Source organism: Bradyrhizobium cenepequi (genome assembly GCF_020329485.1).
Classification (GTDB): domain Bacteria; phylum Pseudomonadota; class Alphaproteobacteria; order Rhizobiales; family Xanthobacteraceae; genus Bradyrhizobium; species Bradyrhizobium cenepequi.
In genome coordinates this window covers 17,222-30,692 of sequence record NZ_JAGKJI010000067.1, presented here as the reverse complement: position 1 = coordinate 30,692, position 13,471 = coordinate 17,222, and the positions used below count along the sequence as shown (strand labels likewise).

At 63.6% G+C, this 13,471-nt stretch carries 17 protein-coding genes; 7 read left to right on the top strand and 10 right to left on the bottom strand.

Features of this window, described 5'->3' with window-relative positions; translation table 11 throughout:
* Positions 1-308: 308 nt before the first annotated feature.
* The 4 genes from J6497_RS36655 to J6497_RS36640 form a co-directional block, all read right to left on the bottom strand.
* The gene (locus tag J6497_RS36655; RefSeq protein ID WP_225709063.1) at positions 309-1,481 is read right to left on the bottom strand and encodes a saccharopine dehydrogenase family protein; all 1,173 of its coding nucleotides are present in this window, start codon (positions 1,479-1,481) and stop codon (positions 309-311) included.
* Positions 1,482-1,615: 134 nt separating this feature from the next.
* Entirely contained in the window at positions 1,616-2,401 is a 786-nt protein-coding gene (locus J6497_RS36650; protein ID WP_225709062.1) for a DUF169 domain-containing protein, read from the bottom strand.
* 98 nt (positions 2,402-2,499) lie between these two features.
* The gene (locus tag J6497_RS36645; protein ID WP_225709061.1) at positions 2,500-2,889 is read right to left on the bottom strand and encodes a VOC family protein; all 390 of its coding nucleotides are present in this window, start codon (positions 2,887-2,889) and stop codon (positions 2,500-2,502) included.
* An 8-nt stretch (positions 2,890-2,897) separates the two neighbouring features.
* Entirely contained in the window at positions 2,898-3,701 is an 804-nt protein-coding gene (locus J6497_RS36640; RefSeq protein WP_225709060.1) for a YdcF family protein, read from the bottom strand.
* A 224-nt stretch (positions 3,702-3,925) separates the two neighbouring features.
* Between J6497_RS36640 and J6497_RS36635 the strand changes: the two genes are divergently transcribed.
* Together J6497_RS36635 and J6497_RS36630 are read left to right on the top strand one after the other, a co-directional pair.
* A complete protein-coding gene (locus tag J6497_RS36635) occupies positions 3,926-4,867 on the top strand; it encodes an acetamidase/formamidase family protein (RefSeq protein ID WP_225709059.1) in 942 nt (313 codons plus the stop codon).
* Positions 4,868-4,946: 79 nt separating this feature from the next.
* Positions 4,947-6,785 (top strand): AMP-binding protein, encoded by a 1,839-nt coding sequence (locus J6497_RS36630; RefSeq protein WP_225709058.1) that lies wholly within the window; start codon positions 4,947-4,949, stop codon positions 6,783-6,785.
* On the opposite strand, the gene J6497_RS36625 is transcribed toward J6497_RS36630, so the two are convergent.
* Positions 6,780-7,127 carry a GrlR family regulatory protein gene (locus tag J6497_RS36625; protein ID WP_225709057.1) on the bottom strand — a complete coding sequence of 116 codons (348 nt, stop codon included), beginning with the start codon at positions 7,125-7,127 and terminating at the stop codon, positions 6,780-6,782. The two genes, J6497_RS36630 and J6497_RS36625, sit on opposite strands and share 6 nt — an antisense overlap.
* A 279-nt stretch (positions 7,128-7,406) precedes the next feature.
* Between J6497_RS36625 and J6497_RS36620 the strand changes: the two genes are divergently transcribed.
* Positions 7,407-7,604, top strand: a complete 198-nt coding sequence (locus J6497_RS36620; RefSeq protein ID WP_027580595.1) for a hypothetical protein — start codon at positions 7,407-7,409, stop codon at positions 7,602-7,604.
* Positions 7,605-7,680: 76 nt separating this feature from the next.
* Complete coding sequence (locus tag J6497_RS36615; protein WP_225709056.1) at positions 7,681-8,148, top strand: GcrA family cell cycle regulator; 468 nt, start codon at positions 7,681-7,683, stop codon at positions 8,146-8,148.
* Between the two features lie 100 nt (positions 8,149-8,248).
* On the opposite strand, the gene J6497_RS36610 is transcribed toward J6497_RS36615, so the two are convergent.
* Both J6497_RS36610 and J6497_RS36605 read right to left on the bottom strand, forming a co-directional pair.
* A complete protein-coding gene (locus J6497_RS36610) occupies positions 8,249-9,217 on the bottom strand; it encodes an SDR family oxidoreductase (protein WP_225709055.1) in 969 nt (322 codons plus the stop codon).
* A 151-nt stretch (positions 9,218-9,368) separates the two neighbouring features.
* A complete protein-coding gene (locus tag J6497_RS36605) occupies positions 9,369-9,650 on the bottom strand; it encodes a hypothetical protein (RefSeq protein ID WP_376708331.1) in 282 nt (93 codons plus the stop codon).
* A gap of 223 nt (positions 9,651-9,873) precedes the next feature.
* Between J6497_RS36605 and J6497_RS36600 the strand changes: the two genes are divergently transcribed.
* On the top strand, positions 9,874-11,094 hold the full coding sequence (locus tag J6497_RS36600) for a helix-turn-helix domain-containing protein (RefSeq protein WP_225709054.1): 1,221 nt from the start codon (positions 9,874-9,876) through the stop codon (positions 11,092-11,094).
* Between the two features lie 33 nt (positions 11,095-11,127).
* The gene (locus tag J6497_RS36595; RefSeq protein WP_225709053.1) at positions 11,128-11,772 is read left to right on the top strand and encodes a Vgb family protein; all 645 of its coding nucleotides are present in this window, start codon (positions 11,128-11,130) and stop codon (positions 11,770-11,772) included.
* Between the two features lie 140 nt (positions 11,773-11,912).
* On the opposite strand, the gene J6497_RS36590 is transcribed toward J6497_RS36595, so the two are convergent.
* A complete protein-coding gene (locus tag J6497_RS36590; RefSeq protein ID WP_225709052.1) occupies positions 11,913-12,419 on the bottom strand; it encodes a DUF421 domain-containing protein in 507 nt (168 codons plus the stop codon).
* 176 nt (positions 12,420-12,595) lie between these two features.
* On the opposite strand from J6497_RS36590, the gene J6497_RS41395 reads away from it, so the two are divergent.
* On the top strand, positions 12,596-12,721 hold the full coding sequence (locus tag J6497_RS41395) for a hypothetical protein (RefSeq protein ID WP_283845799.1): 126 nt from the start codon (positions 12,596-12,598) through the stop codon (positions 12,719-12,721).
* A 380-nt stretch (positions 12,722-13,101) separates the two neighbouring features.
* Here the strand turns inward: J6497_RS41395 and J6497_RS36585 are convergent, their stop codons facing one another.
* Positions 13,102-13,260, bottom strand: coding sequence for a DUF2934 domain-containing protein (locus J6497_RS36585; RefSeq protein WP_225709051.1), 159 nt, complete (start codon positions 13,258-13,260; stop codon positions 13,102-13,104).
* The gene (locus tag J6497_RS36580; protein ID WP_225709066.1) at positions 13,257-13,430 is read right to left on the bottom strand and encodes a DUF3606 domain-containing protein; all 174 of its coding nucleotides are present in this window, start codon (positions 13,428-13,430) and stop codon (positions 13,257-13,259) included. The genes J6497_RS36585 and J6497_RS36580 overlap by 4 nt, the downstream gene beginning before the upstream one ends.
* Between the last annotated feature and the right edge of the window lie 41 nt (positions 13,431-13,471).

Below are 13,471 nucleotides of genomic sequence, written 5' to 3'. Positions count from 1 at the left end.
GGCCATCTTCGTCGACCCTCCCTTGTGATGCGAACCTGAAGTTCGTTCAACCATTCGGGTCCCGATGAAGCGCCGACCGCGATCTTGCTACAAGGCAGCCTCAAGGCTTCGGTGGGCAGCGATCCGATCGATCGGCAGCCCAGCTCGGGCGGCCACCCGGGCTGGGCCATTCCTCACGGAACGATCTCACTCTACTCCAACGCGCTAATACAAGGGTGGGCAAAGGCGCGAAGCGCCGTGCCCACCATCAAGCGCTCCGCCGGCGATGGTGGGCACGCTGCCGCTTTGCCCACCCTACCATTCGAGCCCTACGTCTCGACCTGGAACGTCAGGCCGGCGTGATCGACCAGCCGCTTGATGAGCTTGTCCTTCATCGCAGCGCCCGGTGTCCAGATGCCGGCGGGCACATCCGGCGCATCACGCAAGAGGCAGATCGCACATTCCGAGATCATCTTCGACGTCGACCCATAACCGGGATCGCGATCACCCTTCACCGACGCGCGCACCTGGCGGCCATCCGGCGCAATCGCCACGTACAGGAGATCGTAGCGGCCGTTCTCGCGTTCTTCCTTCGAGGGCCCCTCGCCCGGCTTCGGCGCATTGGGACCGGTCTTTTCGGTGTTCGCGGCCATTACCCGCTTGGCGTTGGCTTCGCCTTTCTCGCCGGGACCGGTCAGCACCATCTCATCGTAGATGAATTCCTGGCCGTAGGGAAAACCCAGCAGCATGTTGGAGCGATGGATGTTGCGCGTGTTGATCGTCGCCATTACGAAGGGCGCGCTCCAGGACTGCAGGTCTTCCTCGAGCACCGGCTTGTTGCCCGGCGGCTGTTTCGGCCCCTTGAATTCCGGAGTCAGTAGGAAGGGATCCTTCAGCATCGCGACCAGGCTCAGATCCCTGGCGACGGCTTCAAACGTCGCCCTCGCGCTCGCAGCCGTGCCGCCGGAGAACGTGCCGCGCATGTCGCGCACACGGCCCTTGACGCGGGATGCCGGGGCACCGAACACCCGCTTGGCTTCGTCCTGTACGAAGAAAGTGCCGAGCTCGAACGGCAGCGAGTCGAACCCGCATGAAAACACGATGCGCGCGCCGCTCGCTTTTGCCGCCGCCCCATGTTGGTCGATCATCTGCCGCATCCACAGCGGCTCGCCGCTGAGATCGAAATAGTCGACCCCCGTTTTCACGCAAGCTGCGACCAGGTCGTTGCCATAGAGCTGATACGGACCGACCGTGCTGATCACGGATTTGGCCTGCCCAACCATGGCTTGCAGGGAAGCGACGTCGCTTGAATCGGCGACGATCAGCGGCGTGTCCGCGGGCGCACCGATGGTGTCGCGCACCGAGGCAAGCTTGTCCTTGCTGCGCCCAGCCATCGCCCATTTCTGGTTATCGCCTTTGTAATGCTGGGCGAGATATTCAGCGACGAGCTGGCCGGTAAAACCGGTTGCGCCATAAACGACAATGTCGAACTTCGACGACATAGGATGACTTTCCCTGAGACGAACGATTGGCCTCTTCTTGTCATTGCGAGCGAAGCGAAGCAATCCATTTTACCGCTTGCGAAGGCATGGATTGCTTCGTCGCTGTCGCTCCGCGCAATGACCGGCAGGAATTCCTACTTCTTTGCATACGACGCGCCCATGCCGGCGCGCACGTCGGCCTGGATGCCGTAGGGCGCGATCGGATAGCGCAGGCCGTTCTTGGCGAGCTGCTTCATGCCGGCGATTGCCTTGGCAAGATCGGCCGGCGGCAGCGCCATCAGCATCTCCTCGTCAGGCACGCCGCCATAGCGCCGCTCGGCAAAGCAAGGCAGCGACAGCGACGGCTCGCGCGTCTTCAGCGCCCGTCCCCAGGAGTCCGCACACGCCGTCTCGCCGACCACGCCCCATTCGAATTTCTTGTAGCCGGTATATTGCAGGCCATTGATCAGGATGATCATCTGCCCCGGCGTCGCATAGACGAGGCAGATGTCAGGCGGATTGAGCCGACCGCTCGCCAGCGGGCTTGCCACAAAGGCCTTGTATTGGCCATAGGGCACCACATCCAGCGCCTCCTGCCGCTTGCGCGCATCTTCCGCCGTGCCGTGCCAGACCCCGACATAGGATTCGCCCGCAAGCCATTTCTCGTCTTGCGGCGCGAGCCCGATCACGGCGCGGCATTGCGCGCCGACGAGATCATCGGCAGTGACGCCGACCGTCCAGCCGAGACGCGAGGCCATGCTGACGATCTGGTCGGTGGTGTGGATCGCGCTCGGCCGCCGGATCTTCGGGATCACCATCATGTCCTCGACCCGCTCGAACAGCTTCAGGCCGATCACTGTGGTCTTCAGTCTGAGCAGGCTGTTGAGATCGGCCACCATCGTGGTCAGATCGAATTGTTCTGGCGGTGTCTGCTGTTGCATGGCGTAAGTTCCCGGCGTCGTTTTGCCCGATCTTAGCCGGATCGGCAGCCCGTTGCGACCTGCGTTCTGCGGCGTGACTCATTTCGACCCAACTCGGGCTAGTCTGGATTGAGCGCACTGATAGTGACGTAGTATCCGTCAGGATCTCGGAGCGAAAACTCGGCAGTTCCCGTATTGGGATTCACATGCGGCTCTTCTTCCAGCCGGCTGACGAGCGCGCGCACCTTTGGTAGAACTGTGTCAAAGTTGTCGATCCGAAAGAACAGGAGCAAGCCGTTGCCAGGCTTGGCGTCATGGGGACTTGTCAACGAGGGATGCTCGTGAGCACCCCACTTGTGGAGACAGAGCAAGACCGTTCCATCCGAGTCGATGATTTGCCCGAAATAATCGTGGGCTGGTGCTGTCTCCGGCAACCCAAGTAGCGACTGGTACCACTTAAAGCTCCGGGGCACGTCAGCTACGCCAATGATCGTCCACGTGCGCTTCATAGCTTCACCTAGTCTGTTGACGGCCCAGGCAGCAACTCATCGGTGCGGCCTACGGCGCGGTAGGCGATCAGGCCGATCCACTCACGCACCGCAAGATCGGTCCGCGACAATCCATCGAGTGCGCTGTTGGTGAACCAGAAGACGTCGTTGCCTGTCCCGACCCGCCAATCGACGGGATAGGGCTCGACTGGAAATCCCACCTTCCGGAACAGCCCAACGGATCGCGGCATGTGGAACGCCGACGTCACCAGCAGCCAGCGCTCTCCCGGTTTCGGCGCCACCAATGCCTTGGAGAATTCGGCGTTCTCCCAGGTGTTGCGCGATTGCCGCTCCATAATGAGCCGGGATTTATCGATACCGAGGTTTGCGAAGAGTACCGCCACGTAATCGGCCTCTTTGGCGTCATTGGAAATCAGGTTAGCGCTGCCGCCGGAAAACACCACACGTGCATTCGGATATTTTTGCGCAAGCTCGGCCGCGGCAATGATGCGATCAGCTGCATTCCGCACGATCGGCGTATCATGCGAGGCCGAAACGTCGGAATCGACCGAGCCACCGAGCACGATGATGCCGTCGGGTGTGCCTTCCGCCGGATTCCACGGCGGAAAGCGTGCCTCCAGCGGGTACAGCAACAGGTTGCCAAGCGGCGAGAACCCGGCCACGACAAGCAGCACCATGACCGCGACCAGAAGCTTGCGGCCAAACGCGGCAAACCGCGTCGCGAGCAGGATGGCGCCGAGCATACCGATGCAGATCAGGAAATTGGCCGGCAGCAGCATGATGCCGAGCGTCTTCGACAGCACAAAAAACACCGGCGGCGCCCTCCGATCGGTTCAAGCTGGGGAGCGCCATAGCAGTAAACGCGCCGGCATTCCATCTTGCGCGGATCCGGATGGCGCCGATCCGCTTCATGGCCGGCGGCATGGCTTATGCAATGATTTCCGCCGGATGTGATCCGGCAACGATTGATCTGACGGCAAAAGCCCATTCTAAATGCGATGCGCGTCACAGATCACATGCCCGCCCGAGAAATCCCATGACACACCATCATCTCCCTGCGAGCCCCAAGACCTGCCACTGGGGCTTCTTCGAAGCAAAACTCAAGCCGGTGCTGGCGATCGAAAGTGGCGACGAGGTCACCATCGACACCGTCAGCGGCGGGCCCGACATGGTGCCTGACCGGGCCAAGTTTCACGTCCCGCCGGAGCTTGCCGACATCCATGCGAGCTGCGAGCGGATGCTGCCTGGCCACATCCTCACCGGCCCGATCGCGGTCGAGGGTGCCGAGCGTGGCGATGTGCTGGAAGTCGATATCCTCGATGTCAGGCTGCGGCAGGACTGGGGCTACAACCTGATCCGCCCGCTGTCCGGCACCCTGCCCGACGACTTTCACGAACCGCGCACACTCAACATCCCGCTCGATCGCGAGCGCATGATCGGCCGTCTGCCCTGGGGATTGGAGCTGCCGCTCAAGCCGTTCTTCGGCGTGATGGGTGTGGCGCCGCCGCCGGCCTGGGGCCGCATCACCTCGCTGATCCCGCGCGCGATGGGCGGCAATCTCGACAACAAGGAGCTCGGACCGGGCGCCAAGCTCTATTTACCGGTGTTCGTGCCCGGTGCGCTGTTCTCCTGCGGCGACGGTCATGGCGTGCAGGGCGACGGCGAGGTCTGCGTCACCGCGATCGAGACCGCGCTGCAGGGCCGCTTCAAATTGACGCTGCGCAAGGACCTTCGTCTCAGCTATCCCCGCGCCGAGACTACAGATCACTACATGACGATGGCGATGGATCCGGACCTCGACCAATGCGTGGTGCGCGCGCTGCGCGACATGATCGCGCTGCTCGGGGAGAAACGGAATCTGTCGCGCGAGGACGCCTACACGCTGTGCAGCCTCGCCGCCGACCTGCGGGTGACGCAAACCGTGAACGGCTCGAAAGGCATTCATTGCATGATCGCGAAGGCCATCGTGCACGGCTGACAAGCGGTCGTTACGCCGCACTTGTGTTTGATAACGACCGCTCGATACAATCTCCCTCAATAAAAGGAGAGGGAGAGACATGCTCAAGGAAAGGCTATCGCCGGCGGAAGAAGCCGCCCGCGAACAGGAAATGCGGGACGAGCTCGCCGCCTGCCCGCGCATCCTCGATCTGATCGCCCGCGGTCCGCTCGGCGATCCCAATGCGGAAGGCATCATTTATCTACGCTCGCCGCTCGATCCGAACCCGGTGATCCTCTCGAACGATCAGCTCATGGGCGGGGTCAAGGCGGCGGAAAACTACTTCCGCCGTGAGGGTATCGGCAAGGAAGACGCAATCGCGATCCTGCTGCCGAGCTGCCCGGCCGCGGTTGCCGCGATCTGGGGCGCTGCGGCCTGCGGTATCGCCGAGCCGCTCAATCTCCTGTTCTCGCGCGAGGCCATCATCGCCCAGCTCAATGCCGTCAAGGCAAAACTGTTGCTGGCGCCGCCACCGGGCATGCCGGGCGGGCTTTACGAGAAGATCGAGGGCCTGCAGCGCGATGTGCCTTCGCTGAAGCGCACCGTGATCGTGCCGCTTGACGGCACAATTTCGTTCGACGGCGAAATCCTCAAGCCCGATCCGGCCTGGCGCGACGATTACGGCCAATCGAAGGATTTCTCCGAGGCGGACCGCGTCGCCGTGATGCTGCCGACCGGCGGCACCACCGGCCATCCCAAGGTGGCGCGGCTCACCAACCGCGCGATGGTCGCCTCCACCGTCTCCTCGCGGATGGCACTGGACTTCCGAAAGGGTGAGCGCTGCACGATCACGCTGCCGCTGTTCCATGTCGGCGGCCTGTTCTGCACGGTCGCCAACAGCCTGTCGGCCGGCGCGACCATGTTCATCCCCGGCCCCGCCGGCGCGCGCGATCCAGCTTTGATCACGAATTTCTGGAAGATCGTCGAGAAATACCGCGTCAACATCAACGGCAATGTGCCGACGGCACTCGGCGCCATCGCCGGCGTCCCGGTCGGTGATGCCGATATCTCTTCCTTGCGCGTGACCGCCACCGGCGCTTCGATCTGCCCGCTGGAGATCGAGCGCCGCTATCTTGCGACCTGGGGCGGTCCCTGCATCCAGCAGCTCTACGGCATGACCGAGCTTGCCGGTGCCATCACCCACGATGTCCACGGCATCAAGCCGCGGCCCGAAGCCGTCGGCACCCGCAATCCGCTGGTCGAGCTTGCGATCCTCGCCGGTGGCAAGCTGCACACCGGCCCGTGGCCCTCGCCCGTCGGCGAGCTGCTGACGCGGGGACCGCAGGTCTTCGCGGGCTATGTCGACAAGAAGCAGACTGAAGACGCGTTCCACGACGGCTGGCTGCGCACCGGCGACATCTGCCGGATCGACGCCGACGGCTTCGTCTACATCATGGGCCGCGCCAAGGACGTCATTATCCGCGGCGGCCACAACATCGATCCGCGCGCGATCGAGGATGCGGCGCTGCAATTTCCGGGCGTCGCGCTCGCCGCGGCGGTCGGGCGCCCCGACGCCTACGCTGGCGAGGTGCCGATGCTGTTCGTCTCGACCCAGCCCGGCGTCCAGGTCGATCCGCAGGCGCTTGCCGCCTTCGTGCAGGAGAACATCCCGGAGCCGCCGGCGCGGCCACGCGCCGTCTCGGTGATCCCGGAAATGCCGGTGACGCCGGTCGGCAAGATCTTCAAGCCGAAGCTGCGCGAGATCGCCGCCGGAGACGCCGCGCGCGAACTGCTGGCCGCGGAAGGCCTCGCCAAGGAGGTGAACGTGGAAGCGATCACCGATCCGTCGCGCGGGCTCTATCTGCGCGTCAACGCAGCGCCCGACAAGGCGGAGACGGCCGGCCGGCTGCTGCAGAAATTCCCGGTCAAGGTCGAAGTCGAGGCGTCCCGAACCTCATAGCTTCGATCGCAGCATCAGCCTGGCAACGAACATGACGCTGGTCTTTCCGACCAGCGCCGTTCCATTCACCTGCGCGGTGTCGGCCGAATAGAGGCCGGTGAAGCCGCAGGTCACATCGCGCCCACCGAACAACGGCAATACGCCGGCAGACTTGGTGTGCTCGCTGGTGGTCAGCTCGCCGCGCCATTTGCCGCGATCGGCGCTATAGGAGCCCGAGTAGTAGAAATACGAATCTCCGCCCGCGATCCTGCCATCGTGCAGCACTATGACGCCGCTGGCGCGGCCCTGCCCGCCCTCGGTCATCTCGATCTGAATGGTGTAGAGCCCGTTCGTTACCGTCATTGCGCCCGATTTTTCCCGACGCATCATCGTCGGCCCAGCCGCCAGGAAGCAATCCCATAAATCGGCGAATCCTTGCGCGTTTCGCCGCGCCCTCGCCGCCCGTCGGTCGAGCCATGGACCGGGGGTGGTGCGCATTATCCCCAGCGGCATTTCCTGCGTTCTCATGATTTTCCAATAGGATAGTGCCTGAAAAGCGAATCAATTTGACTCGTCGGCGTAAAACTAAATAGAGTCTGAATAGATACTTTTCTGTACAGGCGTAAAAGGCTAGCGTTTGCCATGGCCACGGAGAAAGCCGAGACCGATCGCATTCCCGTCACTTTGGCGCTCTCGACCATCGCTTACATGGAGAAGCTGGTGAGACAGGGCACCCATGGCACCAGCGTCCCCGGCGTTGCCCGGACTTTGATCGAGGAAGGCATCCGCCTCGCGATCAAGGATGGGCTGTTGTCGATCCGCGACAACGGCAAGCCATGAGGCGAGGCGTCGGACGGTCCGGCTGAGGGGTGGTCAAACCAACCCGGAGAACATCCGGCAACCTGGGACCACCGCCATGACCGCTATCCTATCGATCTGGACCACCGAGCGCGTCGAACAGTTGAAGCGCTGCTTCGATGCCGGACTGACCTGCCGCGAGATCGCCGCTGACATCGGCGTCAGCCGCAACGCCGTGATCGGCAAGCTCTCCCGCCTCAACCTGACACGGGAGCCGCGCGACGAGGACGCGCGGCCGGCGCGAAAGGCTTCTCCCCGCGCGCCGCGCGCAAGGACGGTGCGGCATCAGATCCGGATACTGCAGGCCGAGTACGGCGAGGCGCCACCGGACGAGCCGATCGTGAACGGCCATTGCTGTTCGCTGCTCGAACTGGACGAGCAGCGCTGCCGCTGGCCGGTCGACATGCCCGACGCCACGGCTTTCCGCTTCTGCGGCAATCGTCCCGTCGACGGCCTGCCCTATTGCCCAGGCCACGCGCGTCTCGCCTACCAGCCCAACTCCCGCCTCCGCGTGGCGCGCGGTTAACTAGAGCTTCGGTTCTGATGGAATCAGAACCGAAACTCTAGATTCTTGTTTTGACGCGTTTTCTTCACGCGAACCGGTGTCCACTTCGCTTGAAAACGCTCTAACCGAGCCGCCAGCCGACATCCGCCTTGATGCGCTCGAAGAATTCCGGCGTGTAGGCGAGTTCCGGTGTCTGGCGCACGCGCTCGTCCAGCACATGCGCGTCCTGACCGACCAGGATGCGCCAGCGGTCCGCCTTGACGCCGTCGAGGATGATCTTGGCCGCCGCGGCCGCCGTGGTCGGCGCATCGTCGTGGAACGTCCGTGCCCGTTCGAGCGACGCTTGCTGGATGTCTTCGTCCGACATCGCATCGACATCGATGCCCATGCCCTTCATGCGCTGGCGCGTCTGCAGGATCTCCTGCTCGGTGAGCTGGTCGGACTCCGCACCCGTCTGCACCTTCCGCGAATTGGAGACGATCGAGGTGCCGATATGGCCGGGCATCACGACCGAGCACTTGATATGCGGCGCGTTCAGCCGGAGGTCGTTGATCAGCGCCTCGGTGAATCCCTTCACCGCGAATTTCGCCGCGCTATAGGCGGTGTGCGACACGCCCATGCCCACCGTCGCCCAGAACCCGTTGACGCTGGAGGTGTTGACGATGTGCCCCTCGTCCGCCTTCACGAGCAGCGGCAGGAAGGTGCGGACGCCGAGATAGACGCCGCCCCAGCAGATGTTGAAGGTGCGCTCCCACTGCTCGCGTGTATTGGTGAACAGGCTGCCACCGCCGCCGATGCCGGCATTGTTGAACAAGAGGTGGATCTTGTCGGTCGCCTGCTGCTCGATCACCTCATCGCGAAAGCGCTTGAAATGATCCTCGATCGCGACATCGGCGATATGGGTCGTGATGCGCAATCCCTGCGGCAGCTTCTCCGCCTCACACAGCCGCTTCGTCTCGGCCATCGCCTCCGCTGAGACGTCGCACATCGCGACATTGCATCCCTCGGCCACGAGCTGCCGCGCCAGCTCGCGCCCCATGCCCGTGCCGCCGCCCGTGATCACGGCAATCTTCCCGGCAAATTCCTTCATTGGCGACGCTTTCCCCTCTTGTTGGTTGTTATGCGTCCCATTCCACAAGGCGGGAAATCGACGCCCGGCGCATGTTGTCGGTGACAGCAAGGCTAGCGAATGTCGAAGCCGTGATCCAGTGGCGGCGCATCCGAATGCGGCGCTTCGCCACCTAGCCGCTTCGTCGCCTCGCCATCAGCTTCAGCCACGGCCCCAGATGGAATGCCGTCATCAGCACGTACATCGGGACCATTCCCGCGAACGGCGATGCGGGCGAGCAGAGCATATCGGGCGCGCCGCCGACGCCGGTAAGCAGCACCATGATCGCGAAGGTCGGCGCGGCCGCGAGCGATAGCCAGTCAGCCGCGGACATCTTCGTGATCAACGTCGAACAAGCGGATCGCGAAACGCCATTCGCCGCATCCACGTCGAGCTTTGGGCAGTGTGTCGTCATCGCCATGCTCACCTCTGGGGATCGTCCGCCGGGTGGCCGGGGCCGACGGTCAGGACCGTGACGACGGCCTCCGCCCACTCCACCGTGGCGGTGAGGAATGTTGGGGAAAGGATTGTCCAGTCGACCATGAGCTCTCCTCCTCGCTACGTACTGGTCTGTAACTGTGAGGTAGACTAGGACCGGGCGCAGAAGGGGCGAGAGTGACAAGTGTGACGGGATTGCGATGGATTCGCTGATCACGGCCGCCGCGCGTGCGCTCGCGATGGGTGATCCGCTTGGCGCACTAAACCGCGTTGCGCTGCGCAAGGACGCGCCGGCGCTGGCGCTTCGCGGCATCGCCATGGCACAGCTCGGCGATTTCGTGCGTGCGAAGGCTCTGCTGCGCTCCGCCGCGCGCACCTTCGGGCCGAAGGAGGCAGTCGCGCGCGCCAGATGCGTCGTCGCGGAAGCCGAGATCGCGCTCGCCTCCCGTGACCTCGGCTTTCCCGCCAAGGCGCTCGAGGCCGCGCGGGCAACGCTCGAAGCGCACAGCGATTTCGTCAACGCCGCGCATGCGCGCTATCTCGAGATCCGGCGCCTGCTCCTGGTCGGACGCCTGGAGGAGGCCGAGCGCAGGCTTGCCGACCTCGATCCCGCGCCCTTCCCGCCGGCCTCGAGGGCCGCGCACGAATTGGTCGTTGCGGGCATCGCGATGCGCCGCCTCCGGACCAAGCCCGCCCGCGCAGCGCTCGCGCGGGCCGAGGCCGCGGCGCAGCAGGCACGCATCCCCGCGCTGACGGCGGAGGTCGAAAGCGCAGCGGTTTTGCTCGGTACACCCGCGGCGCGTCTCATCGCACGCGGCGAGGAGCGCCCGCTTTTGCTTGACGAAGTCGAAGCATTGCTGGCATCGAAATCGCTGGTCGTGGATGGCTGTCGTTACGTCGTGCGTGAGACGGACGTGACGGTCTCGCTCGCCACGCGTCCGGTCTTGTTCGCGCTCGCCCGCGCGCTGGCCGAAACCTGGCCGAACGACGTGACCAGGGACACGCTGGTCGCGCGCGCATTCCGCGGCAAGCATGCCGATGAATCCCATCGTGCGCGGCTGCGGGTCGAGATCGGGCGGCTTCGCAGCATGCTTCGCACGCTTGCCGACGTCAGCGCGACCAAACAAGGATTTGCGCTCGTACCGCACCAGGCGCGCGACGTCGTCGTGCTGGCGCGCCCCGTCGAAGAGGAGCATGCGGAGGTGCTCGCCTTTCTCGCCGATGGGGAGTCGTGGTCGAGTTCGGCGCTCGCGCTGGCGCTCGGTGCCAGTCAGCGCACCGTGCAGCGGGCGCTCGATGACCTCGCGGCAAGAGACAAGGTGCAATCGTTCGGCCGCGGCCGCGCGCGGCGCTGGATGACCCCGCCCTTGCCGGGATTCACGACGACCTTGTTACTCACCGCGCCGCTCACGAATGGCTAGGGTCCCTCCACTTTCGAGCAACGAGGAGGAAGCATGATTACATCAAAAGCCGAGATCATCCGCGAATATGGCCCATTCCCCGGCGTCGACCACGTTCATGGGCTGACATACGACGGCAAGCTCGTCTGGTTCGCATCCGGCGAGCGGATCAACGCCATGGATCCAGCAAGCGGGGATACGGTCCAATCGATCGAAGTCCCCGCACATGCAGGAACGGCGTTCGACGGCCAGCATCTGTTTCAGATCGCGGAAGATCGCATCCAGAAGATCGATCCGAAGAGCGGCCGCGTGCTCGCCACGATCCCCTCACCCGGCGGCGGCGCAGACTCGGGGCTGGCCTGGGCTGAAGGAACGCTCTGGGTCGGACAGTACCGGGAGCGGAAGATCCACCAGATCGACCCCAAAACCGGAGCGATCCTCCGCACCATCCAATCCAACCGCTTCGTCACCGGCGTGACCTGGATCGACGGCGAGCTATGGCACGGCACCTGGGAAGACGACGAAGGCGATCTGACCAGAATTGATCCCAAGACCGGCGAGGCTCTGGAGCGCCTCGCCCTGCCGCCCGGTGTCAGCGTGTCGGGACTGGAATCCGACGGGCGCGATCAGTTCTTCTGCGGCGGCGGCACCAGCGGCAAGGTCCGGGCCGTGCGCAAACCCAAGCGAAACGCGCGGTAAGAGACCGCCAACTCCGACACGTCGTTTGCCCAGCTCAGACGACGTGTCTCCCACGTCTGCACTCGTTCGGCATCTCCGAATTGAGAAGCCGGTGAGACGGCACCAATGCAACATCGAGCCGCAGCCTGCGGCCGGGATTGCTACTGACCCTTGGCGCTGGTTTTTCTCACGCTGATATTGCCATCCGGTTCAATGTAGGCTTCGGCGACTTCGCTTGGGCTTGCAACGCCCTCCTCGCGCAGTTTGCTCATGAGCTCGTCCATGGTGACGAGTTCTTGTCGCATGTGGCCGCGCAGGATCCGTCCGTCCTTGATAAGCATCAACGGCGCGGGTCGAAGCAGCCGCCTCATGGCCGGAACATGATACTCGAGCCAATCGATCATGAAATTCCAGAAGATGATGGTGGAGACGAGAACCACACCTTCGGTGATCGAGCGATACTCGCCGGCCATCCCGTTCTGCGCTGCATCGGCCAAGAGCACCACGAGAAGCACGTCCGATATGTTCAGCCCGCCAGCCTGGCGCTTCAGCACGAAGCGCATGAGCACGAAGATGACGAGATACATGATGGTGCCGCGCACGAACATCTCCAGCACGGACTGCGTGGGAAGAAAAACCTCGGCCCATCCTTTGCTGAACTCAAACAAGGTCACCTCCCCAAAGTCAGCCGCACATAGGCCTGTGAAGAACCGAACCGAACTGAACTGGATCAGCTTTGCTGGTCCGCCTGGGATGCGGCGCAGGGCATCGGCGCCGCGCCCGGGTTTGAACCTTGAGCCGTCTGCGGCGACCTACTTCCGAGAGGCAATGGATGGAGGCCGTCATGACCTGGCGCGATACCATGGTCGATCAGCCCGAGACCGACAGCACAGCCTATCTCACCGGCTGGACCATCAGCGGGCTCGCCGTGCTCGGCACTATCGTCGCCGTCTGGGTATTGGGTATCTAGGCCCAGATACATTGCCCGGAAGATCGTCGGAACGGGTGGGTTTAAGCTACAATCTCCAGTTACGCGGCGCGACCTGAAGCATCGATTTTCGGCCGATCCGGAAAACGCCCAACCGAAGGCCGTCAGGCCGCTGGTCCCTCTCAAGGGGTCACGGCTGTTGCGGCCTGCTGACGGCACAGCTCGGCCGGCTTGCGGAATCTATTTGCGTCGTCTGCCGTGACCGAAGACACCTTGCCCCAACGTTCGTTAGCGCCGCCGTCCACGATGACGCACCCATCGTGACTGCCTTGATCATGCAGAAGAGGCCGCGTACCGGGGGCCCATCGCATGGTTGCGATCGCGCTTTTCCAACCAGGCTCGATAAGCCGAGCACGTCCGGCTCACAGGGTGTCCGGCGTCTTCACCTCGTGCTGAATCTGCTCTTCCTTGAGCTGGCGCTCCGCCTCATACCAGAAGCGCTCTTCCTGATCTTTGGGACTTCCCGCAGCTTCCCACAATCGATAGGCGCGCGCTCGGATCGCCTGCTCGTCTACCTTCATTTGCCCAGCTCCTTGCGGACCGTGGCAGCGCTGTTGCCAACCTTGTCGACAGCCTTCTGTAGCTGCTCTCTGGTGACCCCGAGTTCTCTGGTCCAGTACCTGACCTCGAAGTCCTCGTGCATGTTGATCTTCGAGCGGTCGCGTTGATCCTTCCTGGTCAGGTTATCCATCGCGTGTCCTCTTCCTGCAGGTAGAACGCCAGAGTGCATCG

Bases quoted from the DNA above. Each gene is read 5' to 3' on its own strand.
- J6497_RS36605 (WP_376708331.1), bottom strand. From the start codon at position 9,650: ATGACGACACACTGCCCAAAGCTCGACGTGGATGCGGCGAATGGCGTT.
- J6497_RS36580 (WP_225709066.1), bottom strand. From the start codon at position 13,430: ATGGATAACCTGACCAGGAAGGATCAACGCGACCGCTCGAAGATCAAC.
- J6497_RS36630 (WP_225709058.1), top strand. From the start codon at position 4,947: ATGCTCAAGGAAAGGCTATCGCCGGCGGAAGAAGCCGCCCGCGAACAG.
- J6497_RS36615 (WP_225709056.1), top strand. From the start codon at position 7,681: ATGACCGCTATCCTATCGATCTGGACCACCGAGCGCGTCGAACAGTTG.
- J6497_RS36625 (WP_225709057.1), bottom strand. From the start codon at position 7,127: ATGACGGTAACGAACGGGCTCTACACCATTCAGATCGAGATGACCGAG.
- J6497_RS36585 (WP_225709051.1), bottom strand. From the start codon at position 13,260: ATGAAGGTAGACGAGCAGGCGATCCGAGCGCGCGCCTATCGATTGTGG.
- J6497_RS36600 (WP_225709054.1), top strand. From the start codon at position 9,874: ATGGATTCGCTGATCACGGCCGCCGCGCGTGCGCTCGCGATGGGTGAT.
- J6497_RS36645 (WP_225709061.1), bottom strand. From the start codon at position 2,889: ATGAAGCGCACGTGGACGATCATTGGCGTAGCTGACGTGCCCCGGAGC.
- J6497_RS36610 (WP_225709055.1), bottom strand. From the start codon at position 9,217: ATGAAGGAATTTGCCGGGAAGATTGCCGTGATCACGGGCGGCGGCACG.
- J6497_RS36620 (WP_027580595.1), top strand. From the start codon at position 7,407: ATGGCCACGGAGAAAGCCGAGACCGATCGCATTCCCGTCACTTTGGCG.
- J6497_RS36650 (WP_225709062.1), bottom strand. From the start codon at position 2,401: ATGCAACAGCAGACACCGCCAGAACAATTCGATCTGACCACGATGGTG.
- J6497_RS41395 (WP_283845799.1), top strand. From the start codon at position 12,596: ATGACCTGGCGCGATACCATGGTCGATCAGCCCGAGACCGACAGCACA.
- J6497_RS36595 (WP_225709053.1), top strand. From the start codon at position 11,128: ATGATTACATCAAAAGCCGAGATCATCCGCGAATATGGCCCATTCCCC.
- J6497_RS36635 (WP_225709059.1), top strand. From the start codon at position 3,926: ATGACACACCATCATCTCCCTGCGAGCCCCAAGACCTGCCACTGGGGC.
- J6497_RS36655 (WP_225709063.1), bottom strand. From the start codon at position 1,481: ATGTCGTCGAAGTTCGACATTGTCGTTTATGGCGCAACCGGTTTTACC.